Annotated in this window: 15 protein-coding genes; 2 read left to right on the top strand and 13 right to left on the bottom strand. The window is 38.5% G+C overall.

The annotated features are described in order from the left end of the window. Positions 1-10: 10 nt before the first annotated feature. The 3 genes from asnB to QJV27_RS03465 are packed head-to-tail and all read right to left on the bottom strand — an operon-like array spanning position 11 to position 3,790. Positions 11-1,786 carry an asparagine synthase (glutamine-hydrolyzing) gene (asnB, locus tag QJV27_RS03455; protein ID WP_281447583.1) on the bottom strand — a complete coding sequence of 592 codons (1,776 nt, stop codon included), beginning with the start codon at positions 1,784-1,786 and terminating at the stop codon, positions 11-13. After that, positions 1,786-2,829 carry a glycosyltransferase gene (locus QJV27_RS03460; RefSeq protein WP_281447584.1) on the bottom strand — a complete coding sequence of 348 codons (1,044 nt, stop codon included), beginning with the start codon at positions 2,827-2,829 and terminating at the stop codon, positions 1,786-1,788. Before QJV27_RS03460 ends, asnB begins: the two co-directional genes overlap by 1 nt. A gap of 19 nt (positions 2,830-2,848) precedes the next feature. Beyond that, entirely contained in the window at positions 2,849-3,790 is a 942-nt protein-coding gene (locus QJV27_RS03465; protein ID WP_281447585.1) for a glycosyltransferase family 9 protein, read from the bottom strand. Positions 3,791-3,860: 70 nt separating this feature from the next. Between QJV27_RS03465 and hisI the strand changes: the two genes are divergently transcribed. Beyond that, entirely contained in the window at positions 3,861-4,259 is a 399-nt protein-coding gene (hisI, locus tag QJV27_RS03470; protein WP_281447586.1) for a phosphoribosyl-AMP cyclohydrolase, read from the top strand. Positions 4,260-4,277: 18 nt separating this feature from the next. Continuing rightward, complete coding sequence (gene lpxB, locus QJV27_RS03475) at positions 4,278-5,441, top strand: lipid-A-disaccharide synthase (RefSeq protein ID WP_281447587.1); 1,164 nt, start codon at positions 4,278-4,280, stop codon at positions 5,439-5,441. A gap of 739 nt (positions 5,442-6,180) precedes the next feature. On the opposite strand, the gene QJV27_RS03480 is transcribed toward lpxB, so the two are convergent. The 10 genes from QJV27_RS03480 to gltB all read right to left on the bottom strand — a co-directional run bounded on the left by QJV27_RS03480 (position 6,181) and on the right by gltB (position 23,770). Continuing rightward, a complete protein-coding gene (locus QJV27_RS03480; protein WP_281447588.1) occupies positions 6,181-6,771 on the bottom strand; it encodes a hypothetical protein in 591 nt (196 codons plus the stop codon). A gap of 13 nt (positions 6,772-6,784) precedes the next feature. Then, positions 6,785-7,912, bottom strand: coding sequence for a hypothetical protein (locus QJV27_RS03485; RefSeq protein WP_281447589.1), 1,128 nt, complete (start codon positions 7,910-7,912; stop codon positions 6,785-6,787). Positions 7,913-7,962: 50 nt separating this feature from the next. Continuing rightward, positions 7,963-8,577, bottom strand: a complete 615-nt coding sequence (locus QJV27_RS03490; protein WP_281447590.1) for a phage neck terminator protein — start codon at positions 8,575-8,577, stop codon at positions 7,963-7,965. Positions 8,578-9,247: 670 nt separating this feature from the next. Beyond that, positions 9,248-11,230 carry a tyrosine-protein phosphatase gene (locus tag QJV27_RS03495; protein WP_281447591.1) on the bottom strand — a complete coding sequence of 661 codons (1,983 nt, stop codon included), beginning with the start codon at positions 11,228-11,230 and terminating at the stop codon, positions 9,248-9,250. A 155-nt stretch (positions 11,231-11,385) separates the two neighbouring features. Continuing rightward, positions 11,386-11,769, bottom strand: coding sequence for a lysozyme inhibitor LprI family protein (locus tag QJV27_RS03500; RefSeq protein WP_281447592.1), 384 nt, complete (start codon positions 11,767-11,769; stop codon positions 11,386-11,388). Positions 11,770-11,862: 93 nt separating this feature from the next. Further along, positions 11,863-13,341 (bottom strand): c-type cytochrome, encoded by a 1,479-nt coding sequence (locus QJV27_RS03505; RefSeq protein ID WP_281447593.1) that lies wholly within the window; start codon positions 13,339-13,341, stop codon positions 11,863-11,865. 46 nt (positions 13,342-13,387) lie between these two features. Further along, the gene (locus QJV27_RS03510; protein ID WP_281447594.1) at positions 13,388-15,562 is read right to left on the bottom strand and encodes a xanthine dehydrogenase family protein molybdopterin-binding subunit; all 2,175 of its coding nucleotides are present in this window, start codon (positions 15,560-15,562) and stop codon (positions 13,388-13,390) included. Next, the gene (locus QJV27_RS03515; protein WP_281448963.1) at positions 15,552-16,016 is read right to left on the bottom strand and encodes a (2Fe-2S)-binding protein; all 465 of its coding nucleotides are present in this window, start codon (positions 16,014-16,016) and stop codon (positions 15,552-15,554) included. The genes QJV27_RS03510 and QJV27_RS03515 overlap by 11 nt, the downstream gene beginning before the upstream one ends. Positions 16,017-16,116: 100 nt before the next feature. Beyond that, positions 16,117-18,867, bottom strand: a complete 2,751-nt coding sequence (locus tag QJV27_RS03520) for a cation:proton antiporter (protein ID WP_281447595.1) — start codon at positions 18,865-18,867, stop codon at positions 16,117-16,119. A 391-nt stretch (positions 18,868-19,258) separates the two neighbouring features. Next, on the bottom strand, positions 19,259-23,770 hold the full coding sequence (gene gltB, locus QJV27_RS03525) for a glutamate synthase large subunit (protein WP_408869634.1): 4,512 nt from the start codon (positions 23,768-23,770) through the stop codon (positions 19,259-19,261). Positions 23,771-23,848: the final 78 nt, after the last annotated feature.

The raw sequence follows: 23,848 nt of genomic DNA on the forward strand, positions 1-23,848 counted from the left end.
TTCTTTTCTTCTAAGCTGCCAAAACGTCCGTTACCGAACCCTTAGGTGATTTACCCATGATATGAATTTGATGCCACAATGCATAAAACAATAGATTCCATGCCATATAGCGTTCTTTCCTGCCAGAGGCTTTTTCAAATAATGTCAAAATTTTATCACAAAAAGCAATTTCTTTTATACCTGCTTGCATTTTTACCAGACTGGCCAAGGAATTGGCATTTTGTTCAATCCACAATCCAATGGGGACACTGAAACCTTTTTTAGATGCGAAAGGTTGGGCACTGGGTAAATGTTCCTCTAACCATTTTCTTAAAATCCATTTCCCTTGTCCGTGTTGAACCTTTAATGAATCAGCCAAATTAAATGCAAATTGCGCAAGCTTTTTATCTAAAAACGGAACCCTTCCCTCAACCCCATGAATCATTAGGCAACGATCTAATTTAATTAATAAATCATTGGGTAACCATGTTTCAATATCGATTTTTTGTGCTTTGGTAAACGGGGTCATATCTACGAAATCGGTTTGTTTTTCGCATACTGTAATGCCATCGCGCCACAAAGATAAAGATGAACGTAAGTAGGATGTTTGATCAAACACCCCTCTACGATACATTTTTTTCCCGCCCTGCCACCAGGGTTTGCTGGCTTTGCGATATCGACCATATCCTCCAAATAATTCATCCCCACCTTCTCCCGACAAAACGACTTTTACATTTTGACTGGCTTCTTTGGCTAAAAACCAAGTCGGAATAATGGCATAATCTGCCACGGGATCGTCCATACAAGCAATAATCTGTGGTAAATTTTCCCATACTGCTTGTTGAGAGATAGAAAATATATGATGCTCAACACCAAGTTCCTTGGCTATTATAGCAGCCTGATCTGCTTCATCCACAACATAGTTTTGATGACCATTGGTTTCAAACCGTGCCGTCCAAGCATGAATCTTTTTTTCCTGTCCCAATCGCTGCATCATTTTTAAAAGAATACTACTATCAATACCACTTGATAAAAATAATCCAAAAGGTACATCTGAACGTTCGTGAATACGAACACTTTCCTCTAAAATTTTATCTAATTTTGACAAAGCAAATTTTGGATCAGAAATTGTTTTCAAACTGTCTTTAAAAACCTCGATACGTTGCTTTTGGATAATTTCACCCTGTTTTATTAACAATGTTTCACCAGGCTGCAATCGATAAATCCCCTGATAAACCGTTGCTTGACCTGGCACAAATTGTAATTGTAATAACGCATCAACAGCAGGTTGATGTAACTCAGCTGATACAAACCCAGCCTTAATCAAAGCTTGGGGTTCTGATGCAAATACAACCCCTTGTTCAACACATGCGTAATATAGAGGTTTAATACCAAAAGGATCACGGCTGAGTACTACTGTATTTTCGTCAACATCCACCAAGGCAACCCCATACATTCCCCGCAGCTTTTCAGGGTAATTTATTTTAAATTGTTGCCATAGAGGAATAATTCCTTCGCAATCACTGTAAGATTGAAAAGGATAATCAGGCAAAGCCGCCCTTAATTCCAAATCGTTGTAAATTTCACCATTTGCAACAACGACAATTTTATCCTGATGAATAAAAGGTTGTGCCCCTCCTGCAATATCAACAATTGACAAACGAGCATGCAACAAAACAGCGTGCTGATAACTCCACTCCCCAGCACCATCGGGACCACGGTGGGAAATGCCTTGCATTAACGCGGTTTTTTGTTGCTCTGAAATTTGCTGTCCTGCTTTTAAAGCAATCCCTGCAACACCACACATCAGACTTTTTCAACCGTATTTAAAAAAGATAACCAAGCCTGTAACACTGTTTGTTTACTGAACTCCTGTTCAAATTTTTGTCGTCCTGCCGTTGCTATTTTTTGCGAAAATTCAGGCTGATCCAACAGTTTTTGAATAGATTGTGCTAATAAAACATCATCTTCCAATGGTGATAACAATCCATTATGTTCCTGTGTAATTAATTCGACAGGCCCCTGAGAAGCCATCGAAACCACAGGTTTGGTGGCTGCAAACCCTTCTAATACCACATTCCCCAAAGGTTCGTGACGCGATGAACAAACCAACACATCACATGCCCCCAAAACTTGGGAAATATCGTGAACCCATCCTGGCATATGCACCCGATCAGCAATATCTAAAGACCGAACAAGATTTTCCAAATTTGCACGTTCCTCACCCTCGCCAGCAATCAATAAATGAACGTCTTTTAGCATGGTCATTGCTTTAATCAAGACATCAAAACCTTTATTTTTGTGTAAGCGTCCCAATGCCAGCAAAAACGGCGCATTTACAGGAATATATTCTGGCCGTTTTGGTGTTACGTTGGGAAAGTCCCGTGCAAAATTTGGCACATAATGGGCACGATCTTCTGGCCATCCTTGCTCTTTTAGCCATTTTACAATTCCTTTGGTATTCCCTACCAGATGATCGCAGTTTTTATAGTATTTCAAATCATAAAAACCGCCCAATCTGCCCACAGAAACCCAATCCCCCACAGGCATAAACTGTGCAGCCCTATTCATCCATGCAATTGATACTCTGGGTGCAAATTGTTTTAAAGCTTGACCTATTTTTCGCCCAGTAGTCCAATCCATTTTTCCACCAAAAGGTAGTTCCAAAGGTTTTAATCCAACCGAGGATAATAACTGATAACGTTCTGAATTTTTTCGGATAATGGGTAAAATATTCAAACCTTGTTCATGCTGGGCTATACATAAGCGTTCATAAAATAACTCGGCCCCCCCATTGGCTGCACCTGCCATCACGTGGGCAATACGTAAGGCTGCGGGTTGATCGTTCATAATTTATTTCCCGTCCAAATTAAAAATTCTCATTTTTCAAGATTTTTTCTTGATCTGCCAATAACTGTTTGAATGCAATAAAAACATCATTGACCAATAATGCATTCATTGATGCTTTGCCTTCTTCACCTTTTGCCACAATGGCTCGTGCGTATAATCCTGCGGGGGCGTATTCTGATACCTTGCTGGGGCCAAATAAACCCAAAACAGGAATTTGACAAGACGCCGCCAAATGCATTAACCCAGAATCATTCCCAACGAACCCTTTACACCTTGATAACATTGCACCAACCTGTGCAAGGGTAAAATCTCCCCCCACGTCGATAGTGGGCAAGTTTATACTTAACAAAGGTCTGACCATTTCATATTCTTGCTGCCCTGGGCCATAAAAAACAGCAAACTGCATTGTTGGATAGGTCAATAAAATTCGTTTTGCTAGTTCTATAAATCGTTCTATTGGCCAAACCTTACCCATCCAATTGGCCGTAGGGGCCAAAGCAATATAATCCTGACCAGGTAAATGTTCCCTAGCCTTACTATGATCTTCCTTATTCATCCACATTACAGGCAATGGGGCGGGTGCTAATAAAAATGCTTTTGCCAAATGTTCTATTCTTCTACCACCTATGCGTCCACCACGAATAACTATTCGCTTTTTACTGCTTAGACAAAGACTGATTGCTGAACCCCTCAGATCCACAATCAAATCCCACGATTGCATTATACAACGCCGCCATAAATGAAACCAATGCAAATCATAACGCTGTTTGTACATTATAATTGTTTCTTTGCGTCGTGGCATTCGTTCAAATATCCCTGCCGCTACGGGGCCACAGGCGATTGTAAACATTGCTTGTGGATATGTTTTCAGCAAATAATCCAATATTCCTGTTGAAATAACCGCATCCCCTAGTCGTGTAGAGGTAATAAACAAAATATTTTTTATCTTGGATGGTTTCATATAATGCTTATACTGAGAGTCACCATTTATTTAAAGCATATTATTTTATCCCTCTTTAAAGGTCCAGTATATGAAACACTCTGCTATTGATTCTTTATTATCCCAAATGAAATTCAACTCGGATGGGCTAATTCCAGCTGTTGCCCAACAAGCGGACACCAGCGAAGTTTTAATGATGGCGTGGATGAACAAAGAATCAATTATTGAAACGTTAACAACTAAACAAGTCTGTTATTTCTCTCGCAGTCGACAAAAATTATGGCGCAAAGGGGAGACTTCTGGTCAAGTACAGACATTAATTGAGATGCGTTTGGATTGTGATGGTGATACATTATTGTTGCTTGTTGATCAAAAAGGCGTTGCTTGTCACACAGGGCGACGCAATTGCTTCTTTTATGCATATCGCAATGATAAAGTCGTCGAAATTAGTAAACCTTTAATGGATCCAAATCAGCTTTACCATCAATAATTTTAAAGAATATATGCCATGACTTCTGTAGATCAAGAACGCACAATCTGGTTATTGGCTGGGGAAACCAGTGGCGATGATTTGGGGGCAAAACTGATAAGAGCTCTGCGTCATTTTAATCCTGCCCTACAATTTGTGGGTGTAGGTGGCCCCAAAATGCAGGAACAAGGATTACAAATCCTGTTCCCTATGCAAGATTTGGCTGTCATGGGATTGGTCGAAGTTTTGCCAAAAATACGCATGTTATCCAATCGATTAAACCAAGCTGTAGATCAAATTAAAACCATTCAACCCGACGTGGTGGTAACCATCGACAGTCCTGGCTTTTCACTAAGATTGTTAAAACGAATTGCCCCCTTACGTATTCCGCGGGTGCACTATGTCGCCCCCCAAGTTTGGGCATGGCATGAAAGCCGTGTTAAAAAATTCCCAGGCCTTTGGGATAAGTTACTTTGCTTGCTACCGTTTGAACAAGAATTCTTTTCCAAACATGGTTTAAAAACTCATTTCGTTGGCCACCCCATATTGGAAACTGAAGTACATCATGGCAATGCAGATACATTCAGAAAAGAACACGATATTCAACCTAACGCCCCTATCCTGTTATTAATGCCAGGAAGCCGCAGGTCGGAACTGCCCAAATTAATGCCTGTTTTTAAACAGACCATTCTTTTATTAAAAAGACAACTACCAGATCTGGTTCCTGTCATCCCTACCTCTCCCTTGGCCAAGGAACGTGTGGAACATAATATTCATGATTGGCCGATTAAACCTTTGATTATTCACCAACCTCAAGACAAATATAATGCTTATGCTGCTGCAAATGCTGCTTTGACCAAGTCGGGAACGTCAACCCTTGAACTGGCCCTGGCAAAAGTGCCAATGGCCGTAACCTATCGTGTCAATCCTATCACGGCTATAATTGCACGCCGTATGATTAAAGTCCCTTATGTTGCTATGATAAATTTATTAGGGGGACGCGAAGTCGCACCTGAATTATTGCAAGAAAACTGTCACCCTGAAAAATTATGCGCAACCATCATGGGACTATTAACTGACCCTCAAAAAGTTAAAGCCCAACAGGACGCATTTACGCATATTATGCATCAACTACAGGCCCCTAATAACCAACCCCCATCCCATGCTGCTGCTCTTGAGATTTTGGATATGATTAAGGGATAATCATGAGTATATTATATCCTCTGCATATCCAAAAAATATTATTAAAAGTGAGTTTTATTTTTAAGAAATAAATAAACAACGCCACATAAATAAGCCTAGAAAAATTATTTGTCACATCCATAATTGCTGGTATTATTATTTTTTAACATAGGAGCAGCAATATTTGCTTATGCTATTCATCATGTATCTTTGAATGTCCTAAACAGCTATTTTTCTCTTTTATCCAGTTAACCACATTGTTCGTCGCATATATTGTCATCTTGATTAAACAGGATTTAAAAAAAAAGAGAACAAAAATATTAAGCGAAAAATCAAAAATCATCAACTTTGTTACAAGTGAATTGTCATTTATTTCCTTATTTATTGATACGTTTTGTTCCTCTATCAATGAACAATAATATTTCCCAACTTGATCTTATCGACCTAGCACCGCAAATAAGTAGAGTTAAATAAAAAACTATGATTAATGTGTATAAATTTTGTTATTAAATCATATATATATCTTGGTAATCTAATACTTTTAATTCGGGAAATTCTTCATCACTTAAACCTTCAACCGCAGATCGTAGTGGATTATTTTTTAATATCCCTACTTTGTTTTTGTTATGCAATTTTGATTAAAACACATCATCTACTATTTTTAAAATTAATCCAATGACTTAATATAACATCGCAACTATACTCTCCTTTTTTACTTTTTGATTTGATAGAACTTGCACATCAATTTCTAAATACCATTCTAATCTTGTTTAGGGCGTTTAATACCGAATTTTAGATGAAATTGTTTTATGCAAGTATAATAAGTTGGCTCATAAATCCCGTTTTTATAAACACCAATAGGTTTGGGGGAGCCAACGAAATAGATAGGAAATCTCATAGTAACAGTAGCCAGTATTTCTGCTGGTTTGTTCTGAGTGACTTGTCGGATTGCATCACCAAGGTCTTTAAGTATATAAGTTGCTGTATTGTCAGGTGGTGTTCTTATAAGTTCTTTACTTTCGTTTGTTTGAGGATATCCAATTGTTGATGATTGTAATGTTGGATTTTTAATGTTTACAAATTTGATTATAACCCCTTTTGTTTGTATCCATTGTATAGGAAGGGATAAAGTAAGATCAGATTTATTCGTAATCCATCCGTGAAACCTTGCTCCATCAGGGGTATCATATTTTCCTGAAGCAATATTACTAAAAATAGTTTCAACTAATACTTTTCCCTTCGGTACAGGAGGATAAAAGAAACATTTTTCCATTTGCGCTTGGGCATTTATAATGATAGCCATATTTGCTGTTATGAGCAGCAATAGAATAGAATATAATTTTCTGATCATGTTTATCTTCTTATTACTTAGAGTGACTTAATATAACATCACAACTATAATCTCCTTTTTTACTTTTTTTATCTAATAAAATTTGTGCGCCAATTCCAAATGCCCATCCCAATCGTAATGGAAATTTCATAACATTTGAACTCATCATTGTGGCACCTTCAACATCTCCAGGCTTAACCCGCGGAGCATCTATTTGTTGAGAATCTAATGTTCCATCGGGTTTGTAATATTGAACGGTTTTATTAAATCTATCATCGCCTGAATATTCATCAGGTAATCCCAGCATATGCCCAAATTCGTGAGCAAATAAAATTTCTCTTGGTATGTTTCGTATGACTCCATGCTGTTGAGCATATAGTTTTTCTTTGGCATTAAAATGCGGGAAGTCTTTTGGATTATAAGAGTTACGATCCATTTTTGCTACGTGCATTGCTATACCATCTGTAAAAGGTCTTTTTTCTGATCCATCTGGATTGTATCCCTCAAATTTATTGTGTATTATAAGATAATGCCATTTTGACTCGTTCCAATTGTAAATTAATTTAATTGGGCTTTCTTGATTTTGCTGAGCTTTTGCGATTTGACCTTCATATTCGGGCGTGTTGGGCTGAAAGCTGCCTCTGATATCATAGGTATTGGTATTATCTATGGTAGCGGTTAAGGCAAAAAGAATAGGAAGTGTAATATTTTTACAATTTTTACCCTTTCGGTGATCTGTTATAACCAACGAATATCTATTATTCCAAGCTTTATAGACACCCTCACGAAATAATTCAAAAGATTTTATCAGTTCATCATCCACATTTAAACCATCGCTATTGGTGATATTTTGTTCTTTAAGAATATGAAACACCATTTCTATGGATACATAGCGATCTTCTACCCCCTTCCCGGTACCAGTTTCCCACATGCTGGTATTATTTGAAGGATTGCAAATAATGCGCATATAGTAATGAATTGGATTGCCTTCACCTTTCCCTCTTTTACCGGGTTGTTGACCGAGCACGTATTTTTCATAAATTATGTTTGAATTAAATTTTACCTCACCTTCAAAATTTTCTTTCCAACAATCGTTATCTGATGACGTGTTCCATGCTTTTCCTTGGCTAAATTTACCAAATTGCTCGTCCTTTGATGACATTTACTGTTCCTTTGTCATATTCCTTGTTCTGGGTTTTTAAAAGTGACTGGTTAAACATCATTTTCTGGATCGGCACTTAAAACACTCATCACTATTTCTTTGGCACTCCCTTCGCAAACACCAAATTCTGGATGATATTCAAAAAAAGCAGTGACAGAGGACGAGTCATCGTATTGATCCTCGGCATTGACAGCAAATTTTTCAATTTTGACGTCTTTGCAGTAAAGTGGGAAAAATATATCGCTATATTGAGCAAACTGTTCACTTGCCCACGCATCATTAAACCGAACAACAAGAGATTTTGCCATCTGTAAAGCAGCAATATTCCCCGTGACAACAAAGGACATATTCATAGTAATTTCTGATCGAGCCCATAGAATTTTATGTTTATCGGTATAACGAGTTTCTGTGGTTGAAATTTGATTTTCATCAATAATTTGTAAAACAACATAAGGAGGCTCTGGCGTTGCTACACGATTATTAAACCCTTTGACAATCTGTAATTCCGCCCCCTTAATAGGGATGGCTTTTTGGATAAACTTTCCAACAATATTATACATTTCCTTATAACTAAGATTTTTTAGCTCAGGAAACGCTCCGTCTTCTGTAGCTTTAGCAGTTACTTTTGCTGATTGTTCATCATTTGTTTGATTACCATTTGCCATTTTTATTTACCTTATGTAACTAGATTTAAGACATAAAAAAAGACGCAATACCTGCGCCTACACTTTGGATATTTTTCATTTTTGTATGATTTAGCCATAAAAAAACGACCTCAGAACAGGTCGTTTGATATAATTTGAACATAATAAAATTATTATGGTGTTTAAATTAGCATATTTTATCAAAATTTTCAATTGATTTTCCGGTTTTATACAGGTTTGTTGGCTATGATTATATAACTAACAAGCCTGTTGTTATGATTGCATTTCTTATATATTTACGCACATATTCCTATTATCAGTTTTTTTGTTCGTATCGAATTCCCCCCTTTATACTGGGAAATTTATTTTTTAGATAATAAATAAACGATCAATAATAATATTCTATGTTAAGTTAAATTGGAGCTTATCAATCTCATAATTTTAACGTTTAGCTAGTACAGTATGTGTTTACAACCGTTTTATATCGACTAAATCTTGTGAAATCCACATCCTAATTCTCATTATTATGAGTTTTCTCCTAGTTTTGTTTAGGGAAAGGTAAAACTAATCAAGATTATGAATATGTCATTGGCACCGAATTCATTAATTAATATTAAAAAATAACTTCCTGTATCTCTAAGGTGAAATACTATCATCAACTATCATTAATGATAGTATTTCATATATATAACTAGAAATTAATAGTAGCACCCAGCATACCATTCACACCATGACTGTTTAAACCAGCGCCATAGTAATCGACCATACCACGGAAAGACAAAGCCCCTTTCTTCGCAGTTAGATTAAGCCCTGCTTTATAAACATTGGGATTATTAAATACTGATGCTTGGTTAACACCAATATTATACATGCTGCCATATTGTGTAATTTGTGGGTTGCTTAAAATCCGTTCATAGCCCACAGTCACCCCTGGTGTTAAAATCCATTGTCCCGTCTGCATTGGTGCAAATGCCATATTTACATCAGCAACCAAGCTGGTTTGGGTATGATCAAATCGTGCCATATTTAATGCTAGTTCACTGCCTTTTTCACGAATACGTCCTAACTGCAAACGAGTCACTTGAATACCAACAGAAGGATCAATGGATACTTTACCAGATTTAATCAACCATCCAGCAGAGGCACGTCCACTGTAATAGGCACCACTGGTGTTCCCATTGGCTGATCCAAATCCATTATCAAGACTACGTTCGCTTTGATAATTAACATACCCAATATTGGCTTGTGCCCTTAACCAAGGACCAGAATTATCCAACCCTTTAAACCCATAATTCCCGCCCAGTGTTACAAAGCCACTATTGGTGGTAACCCGACCACCATCACTGTTAACGTTCCCGTAATTATATCCTAAACCTCCATTAATAGAGAATTTTTGATTAAAACGATGCGTAAACCCTAGAACTGTACCCCCTGTATATTCATTACTGGAATTATAACCAGATCTGGAATCTGTAGCCATATAATTGCTAAGACCTTGCATCCAAAATGAGGTCTTACCAACTTGTAAGTCACGCCCTGTTAATACAGGCATTAATAAATCATTGATTCGAGACGGTTGGCGTAGTAAATAGCTGGCCGCATCTGCATAAACTTGCCCACCAACGCGCCGTTCCAATCCATTTAATGATCCTTGATCAATAGCGGATTGAAGATAGTAATTATATGCTGTATATCGGCCTGATAATGGAGAATCCTGTAAGGCTGTCAATAATGCTGCACCACGGGCAGCGTTCCCACGAAAATTTTCTTGCCCTGGCAGGCTTGCATAACGCACCATTTTTCCACGCAATACATAAATCGTAGCCTGATCTAATCCCAATCCCTGTTTTAAATAATTATCCATCGTACCGTAACTAGTGGCAACTTGATCAAACCCAGCTTGCAACCAGTTTGATCTGACCCCCAATATTTCACGATATGCTGGCTGCATAGAGGCTGGCAGCTTTGCGACGGTTGCATCGACCCGTGCTGCTGTATATGTATTGGTTGCAAGATAGTTATCCATAATATCTTGCGAACTGACGCCAGCGATACTTTGCAAGACCGCAGCCGTCCAACCCGTTCTATCTTTTCCCGCTGTGCAATGAAAAACAGATGCTGAATCTGCATTGGCTAATTCACGAAACTCTTGACCAAATCCTTCCCTAGCGTGGGAATCTGTAACAAAACTTCGCTCAGTTTGCTCCATCATTATATTAACATTAGATGCTGTTAAATTGCCAATATCTAACGTAACAACACTATTTTGATTACCAATAATATTAATATGACTATATGTACTATTAGGCGGTATAGTATCTGGTGTCGCAGCAATTTCTGAATCAGTTCGAAGATCAATAACTTTACCGATATTTAACTGTTGCATGACTTGCAAGTCATCTCCAACAGGAGTAATTACGTTAGAACGGTAAAAAACGCCAGAACGCATAACACCATTATGTTCAGTTTTGTATGCTGTATCAATACCCGCAACATCTCTAAAATTATCCATTCCCTTTAATCGAGGAGTATTTAATATTGTTGTTTGAGCTAAAACTTGATGAGAGCCACAAAATAAAGGAAAAACCATAAATACATATTTTAATTCATTTATCTTATAACTATTTTTAAAATACTTACCTAAAATACGAGGAAATTTTTGTTTTTTTATCATAGACATTCTCTTATGTAACAACAAAGCAATAAAATACTATAGATGAAATATAGTAAAAACATAAGAGAATGGAAAGTTAGTATTAGTACTTATTTAATGAATGTTTTATTTAAATATTATTAAAAAAATATTAATAATTAATGAATAAATATTTATTACTCTATTTTTGTCAACTTTGAGGCATCGCAACCAGAACTTTTACATTCTCTTTCTATTGATTTTAATAAACCAATACGTTTTTCCATTTTTTGATTAACACATTCAACCGCCACCATACCATTAGTAGAGCATTCTTGATCACGGTCTCTGATCCATTTTATTTGGGACTGCTTTACCTGTTTTCTTTGAGTGGCATTCAAGGATTTGACTGTTTTACCGTATTGTTGATTAATCTCTTGATCCAATTGAATCATTTTTGAGGCAGCGCAGTAAGTGGCATCATAAGCATTAATGGGATGATCACAACTCATCGCATAAGCAGATGAAATCAACAACAATTGTCCTATACATCCTGTTAGAATAAGTAATTTTTTGGTCATATTTTACTCCGATCATAAAAAAGGATTATTATTCGTAAATAATAATCCTTTTATTTAATAACACACCACTTCTTTGAATTAAAATATCTATTTTTATTTCAAACGCTGGCGTTCTTTTTTGACCTGCTCGGCGGTAACGTGCCCATTGCGATTGCCAAAATGTGCGATGACATAATTTGCAATATCAGCAATATCTTGATCGCTATAACCATCTTTGAAACCTGGCATAGATATATTACCTAATTTGGAATCTTTCAAAGAGGAGCCTTCTAAAATAACCCTGATTAAATTTGTTCCTTTCGTAACCGTTGCAGTTCTTGCCCCCCATAGACTTTCATATTCGCCATGTCGTCCTAAACCATTTTGTAAATGACACGATGCGCAAAGGGCCGCAAATAAATGGCTGCCATGACTGCGACTGGGTTCCACGTTCTCAAGTTCGTCAGGGGAAACTGCCGCAGCACCTTCACCTCGCTCTTTTGCAGATAGAGAGCGTAAGTAAATAACGATGGCATGGATATCTTGCTGATCAAGATGCGAAAGACTGGCATTAATTATATTTGCCATTGGCCCCACTGCAGCCCCGTGTCCTGGTGCATATCCTTTGGATAAATATTGTTGTAAATCTTTATCACTCCACGATCCGATGCCAGTATCACCATCAGAAGATATATTATAAGCCACCCAACCTTGAACTTTATTTCCTGAATAATCACTACCCTTTGATCGGCCATTGGACCAGTCCAAAGGCGAATGACAATAAAAACAATGACCAGGCCCCTCTACTAAAAATTTTCCCCTATTCCACTGTTTAGTTTTGTTAGGATCTGGTTGAAAACGGTGATTAGGATTGTTTTTCCAATTCCAAAACCTTATAGCACCCCGTATATTATAAGGAAAAGCCATGTCTTTATTAGGTACTTTATTGTTGACTGCAGGTTGTTGATCTAAATAAGATTTAATAGCTAAAATCTGATCCCTACTCATCAATGTATATGCTGGATAAGGCATTACAGGATATAAATGCCTTCCCTTATGTCCTACTCCTTGTTGTAAAGCACTAACGAATTCATCGTCTGTATATTTTGCAATTCCTGTTTTAATATCTGGGGTAATATTCGAAGAGTAAACCGTACCTTGATTTTTAATATAAAAAGGTTTCCCACCAGCCAGACGTTGCCCACCCTGCGCAGTATGGCAGGTTTCACAACCAGAAATATGAAATAAATATGCCCCTTTTTGGATTTGAGTTTGTTTTTGATCAGATGGTTTTTGATCAGATGGTTTTTGATCAGATGGTTTTTGATCAGATGGTTTTTGATCAGATGGTTTTTGATCAGATGGTTTTTGATCAGATGGTTTTTGATCAGATGGTTTTTGATCAGATGGTTTTTGATCAGATGGTTTTTGATCAGATGGTTTTTGATCAGATGGTTTTTGATCAGATGGTTTTTGATCAGATGGTTTTTGATCAGATGGTTTTTGATCAATTTGCCCTGTGGCTGCATAAACTTGCTGCAAAGGGAATAAAATTGTGCCAACTATCCCTATTTTTACAAGTGTTTTTTTCATTATAACATATAAAAAATTTTTCATTTAAATCACACTGATCCAAATATTACGTCAAATAATGATTTAACGGTAAAGACGATAGTCTCTTTTCAATTACCGACCCTATTGCATGTGATAACGCAGGGGCGGCAACAACGGTTCCTAATTCACCAACGCCTGATGGTGGGGCATCACTATTAATAATGTGAACTTCGATTTGTGGGCATTCATTCATACGTAAAACGCGATATTGATTGTAATTATGCTGCATAATTTGACCGTTTTTAATCTGTATTTCATCATATAAGGCAGCCCCCAACCCTATTACTGCACCACTTTCAATTTGTGCTGCAATTTGATCAGGATTGACAGCAAACCCACAATCAACAGCAACAATAACGCGGTGTAAACGCACAATCGACATTGCTGTAACCTCGGCCTCAACTATCATCGCAATATAACTATCGAAAACATGTGCCATAGCAAAACCCCGCCCAACCCCACGAGGCAATTCTTTATCCCACTGTGAATGTTGTTCGACCATATCGATGACAGCAAGAGCACGCGTATCTAGTTTTAATGATTTACGGTATTCGATTGGATCTTTTTGTGCTTTGGATGCTAACGAATTAATTAATGATTCCAACACAAAGATGTTCCGTGTGGCGCCGTTTCCCTGCCACCACCCAGGTCGTATTGCAGACAAGGGACAATTTGTGTAATTAAGTTGATAATGCGGGATTTGATACGGCATTGTATCCAAACCTAACAACAAGTCGGGATCCATTCCCTCTTTAGTTAATAAGTCCTTATCCCAATATTCAGTGACTGATGGCCCAATAATATGATGTTTTAATGCAGTTAGCTGTCCAAAACCATCAACGCCAATTTCAACTTGATCTAAATAAGGGGGGCGAACGCAATCCTGTGCAAAATCTTCTTCCCTAGACCAGATACATTTCAAAGGATAAGCCACTTGTTTCGCAAACTGAACCGCCTGTATTATGTAATGATGATTCAGTCTTCGACCAAAGCTGCCACCTACAAACAAATTATGAAAAGTAATATAATCTTGCTTTAAATCAAGCGTTGATGCAACCTGTTCTTGAACCCACAAAGGAGTCTGTGAACATGACCATATTTCACAACGTTCGTCATGAATATATACAGTACAGTTCAATGGCTCTAACGCTGCATGGGCCAACATTGGCTGTTGATAAGCCCATTTGTGACGTTGGGTTGCGCGACCCAATGCCGTTTCAATCTTTTCAGCACTATTTGTGTAACCTACGATTGCCTGATGTTGAGCAGCATTATGTAAATCTTGATAAATACTTTCCGTTGTCACATTTACGTTTTTACCAAAATCCCAAACGATTTGTAACTGTTCAACGCCTTTAGATGCTGCCCAAAAATGATCAGCCACAACACATAAGGCATCATCCAGCTTTAAAATATCGTGAACGCCTTTTATAGATCGTGCTTGCTGATCATTAATCTGAGCAATTTTTCCACCAACAACAGGGCAAGCCACAATTAGGCCCACTTTCATGTTTGGAATATCAGAATTACCAACAGAAACATCCAATCCATAAATTGCTGTGCCATGAATTTTTTCCGGTGTATCAACCCGTGGCTGAGATTTACCAATCAGCTTATAATTTTCTTTTTTCTTTAATTCCACGTGCTCTGGAACGGCAAGTAAAACAGCTTGTTGTAATACAGAACCATATACAACAGATTGGTCTTCTGGCCCATAAATCTTGCCTGATTCTGCACGGCATTGATCCGCAGAAACAGACCATGATTGTGCCGCAGCTTGAATCAACAATTCACGCAATGTTGCCGCTGCATGTTGTAAGGGTAACCAATCCTTGGCTGTTGAACCTGAGCCCCACGTTATTTCGGTAATTTCTCCTGGTAATACATAAATTTTATTTGGTAAAGCTGGCCTTACACGAACTTGTGCTAACTCAACCTCCAGCTCTTCTGCCAGCAGCATTGCAACAGCCGTATATATTCCTTGTCCAAATTCAATATCAGGTATAATAAAGTCAACTTTATTATCGGCACTAATTTCAATATAGGCATTATGGTAAGGCTTGTCAGAAACCTTATTATCAATATGTTCTGATGAGACATCTGTTTGTTGGGCTTTTGTTGAAAATAAAGGTAAAGAAACCCCTAATGCCAATGCACCAGTTTTTGTCAAAAAAGCACGTCTTGATAATTTATTCATCATCTGTGCTCCCAATCGCTACTTTAATTGCATTTCTGACCCGTTGATAAGTCCCACATCGACAAATGTGATTGGATAGAGCTCTATTAATCTCTTCTTTAGTAGGTCTCTCATGTTCATGAAGTAATGCAAGCGCTGTCATTATTTGCCCAGGCTGACAATACCCACACTGGGTCGGTTGCTTTTCAACCCATCCCCCTAGTAATTTTTGAGCAACAGGATCATTACCCAATCCTTCAATCGTTATAACACTACTTTTACCAATCTCACCGACTGGCAATGAACACGATTTTACAGGTTTACCGTCAACATGCACTGTACACGCACCGCACTGACCAATACCACAACCATATTTGGCACCTGTCAACCCCATCAGATCACGTAAAACCCACAACAGTGGCATATCTTCTGATATATCAAGTTCAACTGTTTTATTATTAATTGTTAATATAACCATATTACGCCGCATTTTCATTTAATGTTACGTTCAATCTTAAAAAGTGAAGGAGAAAGATTACCCTTCTCCTTCACTTTTATGACTGCTTTTTATCTTTTACCTATTGGAAGGGATCCAGATCTTTAGATTTTACTTCAGAGGGGGGTTGCTTTGCGTCTTCCTCCTTTACAGGTTGATTATGATCTTTACCCTCTGTCCTTTTATGATTTTCAACAGCAGACTTAGAATCATCAGGAGTTTTTTCATTGGATGTTGATTTAACGTCAGACTGTTCTACATTCCTTGGCTTTACTGCTTCAGTTTTATCTTCTAAAACAGGTGGCGTATACCCCAACAAAGGTATATGTGTTTCATTACAATCTTCTGGACGATTACGCGCATAATCAATCTGTACCAAATTATGACGCACAATAGGATATTCCGCTATTAACCGTTTAAATACATCTGCACGCATCGTCAGCAAATAACCAAACCTTAAAGAACGATAGACACCCTCTGTCCTTTTTTTAGCAAGCATCTCACTAGCACCTAAAACGTCACCAGCGCCGTATAATAAGGTTTTGTCTTCAATATGAGTTTCAAACAGACCGCTACTAATAAAAAACACGCTGCGCACCTTTTGCCCACGATTGTAAATTTTCTCTCCTGGGAAAACAAAATAAATCGACATGGACATGCTTAAATCGTACAAAACAGCCTGAGGAACGCCCCTTAAACAGGGCAAATCCCGAACGCGCCCTTCAATTCCACTTTTTAAATTGAACTTCAGACGTCGATTATGACGTTCAAATCGTTTTTCAGTTGTTTTTTCTAGTTCTTGATGTAACTCATCACTAATTAATGATTCTGCCAACAAACTATCATATTCTTCACTTTCCAAACGTAGAGCAACAAGCTTTAAAAACCGTGCTTCTAATGCTTCGATATATCCTTGATAATGCATTCTCATCGTTTCTAATGCGTCATCTAACATACGGTTCTGACGATCTAACACCTCTGAAACAATCTCTGCAACACGCGTTCCCAAAGTTGGCTCAATCCGCCGCTTCATAAAACGTGTCAATGAAATTGAAACAAACCGAGATACCAATAAAATCTCGAAACGTTCCATCATACAATACATCAAAGGTCGATCAATATGAAGCTTACGATGAATATATTGCGCTACTCGAAATCGCACAGGGGGATGTAAACGCTTATGCATCGCTTTTACATATCCATAACGCCCTTCTTGCCAAGCACCATCAATGGTTGCTTCGGCAGACCTAACCAAGGTTTCCATAACACGCCTCGGCAACCCCTGCATTCTAAACAGATCCAGTAATATAGAACGTTCCTGTGCTGCAATTGTAATCAAAGCCAAAACAATACGTTGTCGATCCCCAAGTGCTGTATCAAAGGTATTTGCTTCTTGTTCTTCTTCAATCCTTCGATCCAACTCTTCAATGACATAACCAGTAATTTGGTTTGAAAATCCAAATTCATTAGCAACACGTCTAGTTTTATCCTTAATTTTACCCAGACCAATACCTAATATTTGATGACGAACAGCCTGATCAATTGGGGTTAATTCATTCAAGCGGAAATAGACAACGACCGCGCGTAATGTTGTGCCGTTAACCAGCAAAGTTATTAATACAAACCCCGTTGCAACAATACCTACAAAATGAGAAATGGGGGTCGATACCAATTCATTTTCTGTAACAGCTAATGCAAGGGCAAGGGTAATAGCCCCCCGTAATCCCCCCCAGACCATTGTGGCTTTAAAAGGTGTAGGAACAGGAGGAGATAACTTTGTTGCTGCCAAAATAGGCAACATTCCAAATACGACAACCCCTCTGGCAACCAGACCAGCAATCGTTGCAATCAAAATCAGAACGCAATCCCATTTTGTCATGCCAATTAATAAACGAGGCACTAACATTGAGGCCAGAACAAATAATAATGATCCAGCCCAGAAAACAATCTGTTGCCAAACCTCGTTTAAAAAACGCCAAGTTTGAGGACGAAACGTCGAGGGACCGTACGCAGATAATGTCAAACCTGCGGCCGCAGCTGCCACCACACCCGAAAACCCAATTAATTCATCACAAACAATATAAGAAATATAAGGTAATGCAACCGTTAGTGTAATTTCAGCAGCCCGACCAGAAGTAGCCCCCAATGCAACAATCATCCACAATGAAAGTCGTGCAAAGATGAAACCAGCAATCACAGCCCCAATAAAAGAAACCAAAATACTGATGGCTGAGCTAATCAAATGTACTTCTTTATGAGCAATAATTGCAGCAATCAAAGTTGAAAAAATGGAAATAGCGGCGGCATCGTTTAATAACGATTCACCTTCAACCAAACGCGTTAACCGTGTAGCAGCCCCGATTTCACGGAAAATTCCAGCAACAGCAGAAGGGTCTGTCGTTGCAACAATTGAACCAATCAATAAACAAACAATAAAAGGCATGCCAGAGAATGGATATAAGGCAAGCCCAATTGTCGCTGTAGAGACCACAACTGCAACGATAGCCAGCAATAATACCGTCCCTATTTCATGAGACAGCCTGCGAACATCAATAGCAAGGCCAGCTTGGAATACTAAAATTGGCAAAAAAATCAACAGAAACCCCTCACTATTTATTGGAAAATCCAATAAGATTTCTGCAGCAGTATCAAACATATGGATATGTGAGCTATGTAAAATAATATCGGCAGCACCACCCATAATTATACCAACAATAGCCAACAAAACAGTCTCTGATAACTCAAGACGCTTGGCCAAAGGCTGAACTGCACTGACGATAACTAAAAGAATGGCCGTTGCTAATAAAACAGTAGCCAGACCTGTAACTGGCATATTGGTCTCTCTCTCCGTTTAAAATGACGAAATATAGGGTTTGTTGTCTGCAAAATTCAGCTAAACAGAGACATCAATCAATCACATCATCAATACCAAAATGATATTAAATATGCCTTACCTTCGGATCTTATCTCCATAATCGAAATTTGCGTTTTCTAAACACTATCATATTATGAACAGAATAAGAACGAAAAATTGCTATGAGATTTGTTCTAAATACCGTTACAAACAGCAATTAAATTGCAATCGACATCGATTTTCTGCTTGTAAGATCTAATTTTTTAGAATTGAAACAAAATATGAGGGATTATATTACGTGTCCCTCATATTACTAAATTTATATAGTCAATAGATATCAAGCTTAGATCAAATGTGTAATTCGATATAACTAGGCACTTTGTCTAATTTCATCAGATTCAAATTTAAACCCAATAACCTTAGCATACTCTTTAGGTACTACGTGCCAGAAATGTTTGATAGTATTTTGCCATTCATGCAACAAAGATGTCGCATAACGACTATCAGTTTCTTTGACATGCAATTCCACTTGGTGACGCAATTGCTCTTCCCACTTAGAATGCGAAACACGTTGCCATAATAAAGTGTCTGAATTAACACGACTTTCAAACTGATTGTGAGGATCGTAAACGAAGGCCATACCACCCGTAAAACCTGCGCCAAAATTAGCACCAATTTCACCCAAAATAATAACCAGCCCGCCCGTCATATATTCACATCCATTGGCACCACACCCTTCTACAACCGCTGTGGCACCAGAATTACGAACTGCAAAACGCTCACCAGCAACCCCAGCAGCATATAAATGCCCAGCCGTTGCGCCATATAAAACTGTGTTACCGATAATGACGTTTTGATAAGAAACTAAACGAGTTTCAGGAACAGGGCGCACAACAATGGTCGCACCTGACAGACCTTTACCAACATAATCGTTCGCATCCCCAAAAACTTCTAATTTTAATCCTTGGACTGCAAACGCTCCCAAAGATTGCCCCGCTGAACCACTGAGACGTACCGTTAAATGATCAGCTGCAAGACCTTTCATACCAAAACGTCGTGTAATCATTGACGAGATTTTGGTTCCAATAGCACGGTATGTGTTTTGAACATTATACCGCAACTGCATTTTTTCACCGTGCTCGAATAAAGGTTGAGCATCTATGATCATTTGTGCATCTAGCGTTTCTGGCACTTCATTACGGCCTTCACGTGTGCAATAACCCGCATAAGGACCAGCATCAACTCGTGCCAATAACGAATTCAAATCCAAATCATCCAAATAAGAAGCACCACGTAAAACTTGTTTTAACAAATCCGTACGGCCAATAATTTCATTTAAGGATGAAAAACCTAAAGACGCAAGTATATTTCTAACATCTTCTGCAATAAATGAAAATAAGTTAATAACGCGATCTGCGCCATCTTGAACAAATTTCTTGCGTAGATTTTCATCTTGGGTGCAAACACCAACTGGACATGTATTTGAATGACACTGACGCACCATAATACATCCCATGGCAATCAAACTTAACGTCCCAATTCCAAATTCCTCGGCACCCAACATTGCGGCAATAACAACATCTCTACCTGTTTTAATGCCACCATCAACGCGCAGTGTGATCCGATGACGTAGACGATTTAACATCAAAACCTGATGGGCCTCTGCTAATCCCATTTCCCATGGAATGCCGCCATATTTTATGGATGTTTGAGCAGAAGCACCCGTACCACCATTATGACCTGAAATTAAAATCGTATCCGCTTTTGCCTTAGCAACACCTGCAGCAATTGTACCAATACCAGAAGAAGCAACCAATTTTACAGCAACCGTTGCCTCTGGGTTGATTTGTTTTAGATCATAAATTAACTGTGCTAAATCTTCGATCGAATAAATATCATGATGTGGCGGTGGAGAAATCAGTGTAACCCCAGGTACAGCATGACGTAATTTGCCAATTAATTCCGTCACCTTAAACCCTGGTAATTGTCCCCCTTCCCCTGGCTTTGCACCTTGGGCAACTTTGATCTCGATTTCACGACAATTATTCAAATATTCTGCTGTTACGCCAAAACGACCAGATGCGATTTGCTTGATTGCAGATGAGGCGTTATCCCCATTAGGACGTGGGGTATAACGACTAGCATCTTCCCCACCTTCGCCAGAATCTGAACGTGCACCAATACGATTCATAGCAATTGCCAAAGTTTCATGAGCTTCTGGACTTAATGCCCCTAATGAGATCCCAGGGGAAATCAAACGCTTTCTAAGCTGGGTAATATTTTCAACGGATTCAACAGGAATAGGTTTATTGGAAGATTGAAAATCCAATAAGTCACGCAATGCCATTGGAGGCTGTTCTCTGATTGCTTTCAGATATTGTTGATATAAAGGCCAACTGTCTTTTTCAACTGCTTGCTGGATCAATTTAATGACATCACCATTTAACGCATGATTTTCACCTTGTTTGCGCCACTTATATAATCCACCAATCGGCAATACCTTAACGTTAGGGTCCCATGCCTTTTCATGGAATGTACTAACATTATGTGCGATACCCGACAAACCAATTCCAGAAATACGTGAAGACATGCCTGGAAAGAATTCAGCAACCAATGCCCTAGAAAGCCCTATAGCCTCGAAATTATATCCACCACGATAAGAGGCAACAACGGAAATGCCCATTTTTGCCATGATTTTCAACAACCCTTTGTCAACGGCTTTACGATATCGTTGCATTGCTTCACGCAGGGAAATATCACCAAATAATCCTCGTTTTTGACGATCAGCAATACAATCCTGTGCCAGATAAGCATTAACAGTGGTTGCCCCAACCCCAATTAAAACAGCAATAGAATGCACATCTAATGAATCAGCAGAACGCACATTTAAAGACGTAAATGTTCTTAAGGATTGGCGAACCAAATGTGTATGTACAGCAGTTGTTGCCAAAATCATCGGAATATGTGCTAGCGTTTTACTTTGTTTTTCATCTGTCAAAAAAACATGAGTACATCCCGCTCTTACAGCTTCTTCTGCTTCAGAGCAAATTCTTGATAGTGCTTGACGCAACCCCTGCTCACCATTAGTAACTTCAAAATTACAATCAATAGTTACACCGGTTTTTCCACAGAATTCTTGTAAAGCACTGAATTCACTGTTGGTTAATACGGGGCTTGACAATTTCAACATCTGACATTGTTCAGATGATTGATCTAATATATTCCCCAAATTTCCCAAACGCGTGTTTAAAGTCATCACCTGCGTTTCGCGCAAGCTGTCAATAGGTGGGTTGGTGACCTGGCTGAAACGTTGACGGAAATAATGGGAAAGTCCACGATATCGTTCACTTAAGACCGCCAAGGGGGTATCATCACCCATTGAGCCAATTGCCTCGGCGGATGTTTCCACCATTGGTTGAAGAATCATTTCTAAATCTTCAAGTGTCATACCAACGGTTAACTGTCTTTGACGCAGTTCATCCCCAGTAAATAAAATAGTCTCATTTTCTTGGTCGCGTACAATCGATGTAATTTGCTGAGTATTTTGAACCCATTGACTGTAATCATGACGTTTTACCAGTAATTGAGTAATGTCATCGGGTTTGTATAGCTTACAGGTCTGCATATTAAACCCGATGGTTTGGCCAGGTCCCAACCGCCCTTTTTCAAGAATATCTTGTTCTGGAACGCGAACCATTCCTGTCTCAGAACCCAAAATCATCAAATTATTTGTCGTGATTGTATAACGTAAAGGACGCAGCCCATTACGATCTAGTCCAGCAATAACCCAATGACCATCTGTGCCACACAATGCCGCAGGGCCATCCCATGGTTCCATCACGGCGTTGGAATAGCCATACATATCTTGAACCTCTTGGGTTAAATCATGTTGCATGCCCAAAGCTGGGGGTATCATCAACGCCTTAACAGTTGGGGCATCACGACCACCAAACGTTAATAATTCAAACACGTTATCCAAAGCTGCAGTATCAGAACCATTAAACTGAATAACAGGTTTTAAATCAGACATATACGCATCAAGATCAGGATGAGAAAGACGTGTTTCGTGACTTTTCATCCAATTAATATTGCCCGACAACGTATTAATTTCACCATTATGTGCAATTTTTCTAAATGGTTGTGCTAATTTCCATGTTGGGAATGTATTGGTCGAATATCGTTGATGATAAATCGCAAAACGACTGACAAAGCGTTCATCCAATAAATCTGGATAAAAGTCAGCAACATTTTCAGCTAAGAACATTCCTTTATAAATAACGGAACGACAAGACATCGAACAAATATACAAATCAACATGACTTTCCATCGCCCTTTTTTCGATCTTGCGACGGATAATATACAAATTACGTTCGAATTCCTCTTCAGAATGATCCTTTGTATTACTGATTAAAATTTGCTCGATTTCTGGGCGGGTTGCATTTGCTTTTTCCCCAATACAATCGGTATTAATGGGAACCTGACGCCAACCATAAATTGAGTATCCAAAAGCAATAATTTCTGTTTCAATAATTTGACGACAGCGTTCTTGGCTGGACAGATCATTCTTTGGCAAAAAGACCATTCCAACCGCCAAACTGCCTTCTTTGATATGATGATGACCGCTGCGAATAGATTTTAAAAAAAACTCTTGGGAAATTTCAACGTGAATACCAGCACCATCGCCAGTTTTGCCGTCTGCATCAACGGCTCCTCTGTGCCACAAAGCTTTTAAAGCCGTAAGACCCGCTTCAACAACATCACGACGCTTTTTACCATCTAGGGCGACTACAAATCCCACACCACATGCATCGTGTTCTTGTTCTTGGGAATAAACATCTTTTAAGAGTTGTTCGTTTCTTTTTCTATCTTCAACATAATTCATATCGGTCATCTTTTTATCCGCCTATAGATGATTAGGATTTTGACTTATCCAAATAATAACTTGATCTTTTCAATAATC

Source organism: Commensalibacter oyaizuii, from assembly GCF_029953265.1.
Taxonomy (GTDB): domain Bacteria; phylum Pseudomonadota; class Alphaproteobacteria; order Acetobacterales; family Acetobacteraceae; genus Commensalibacter; species Commensalibacter oyaizuii.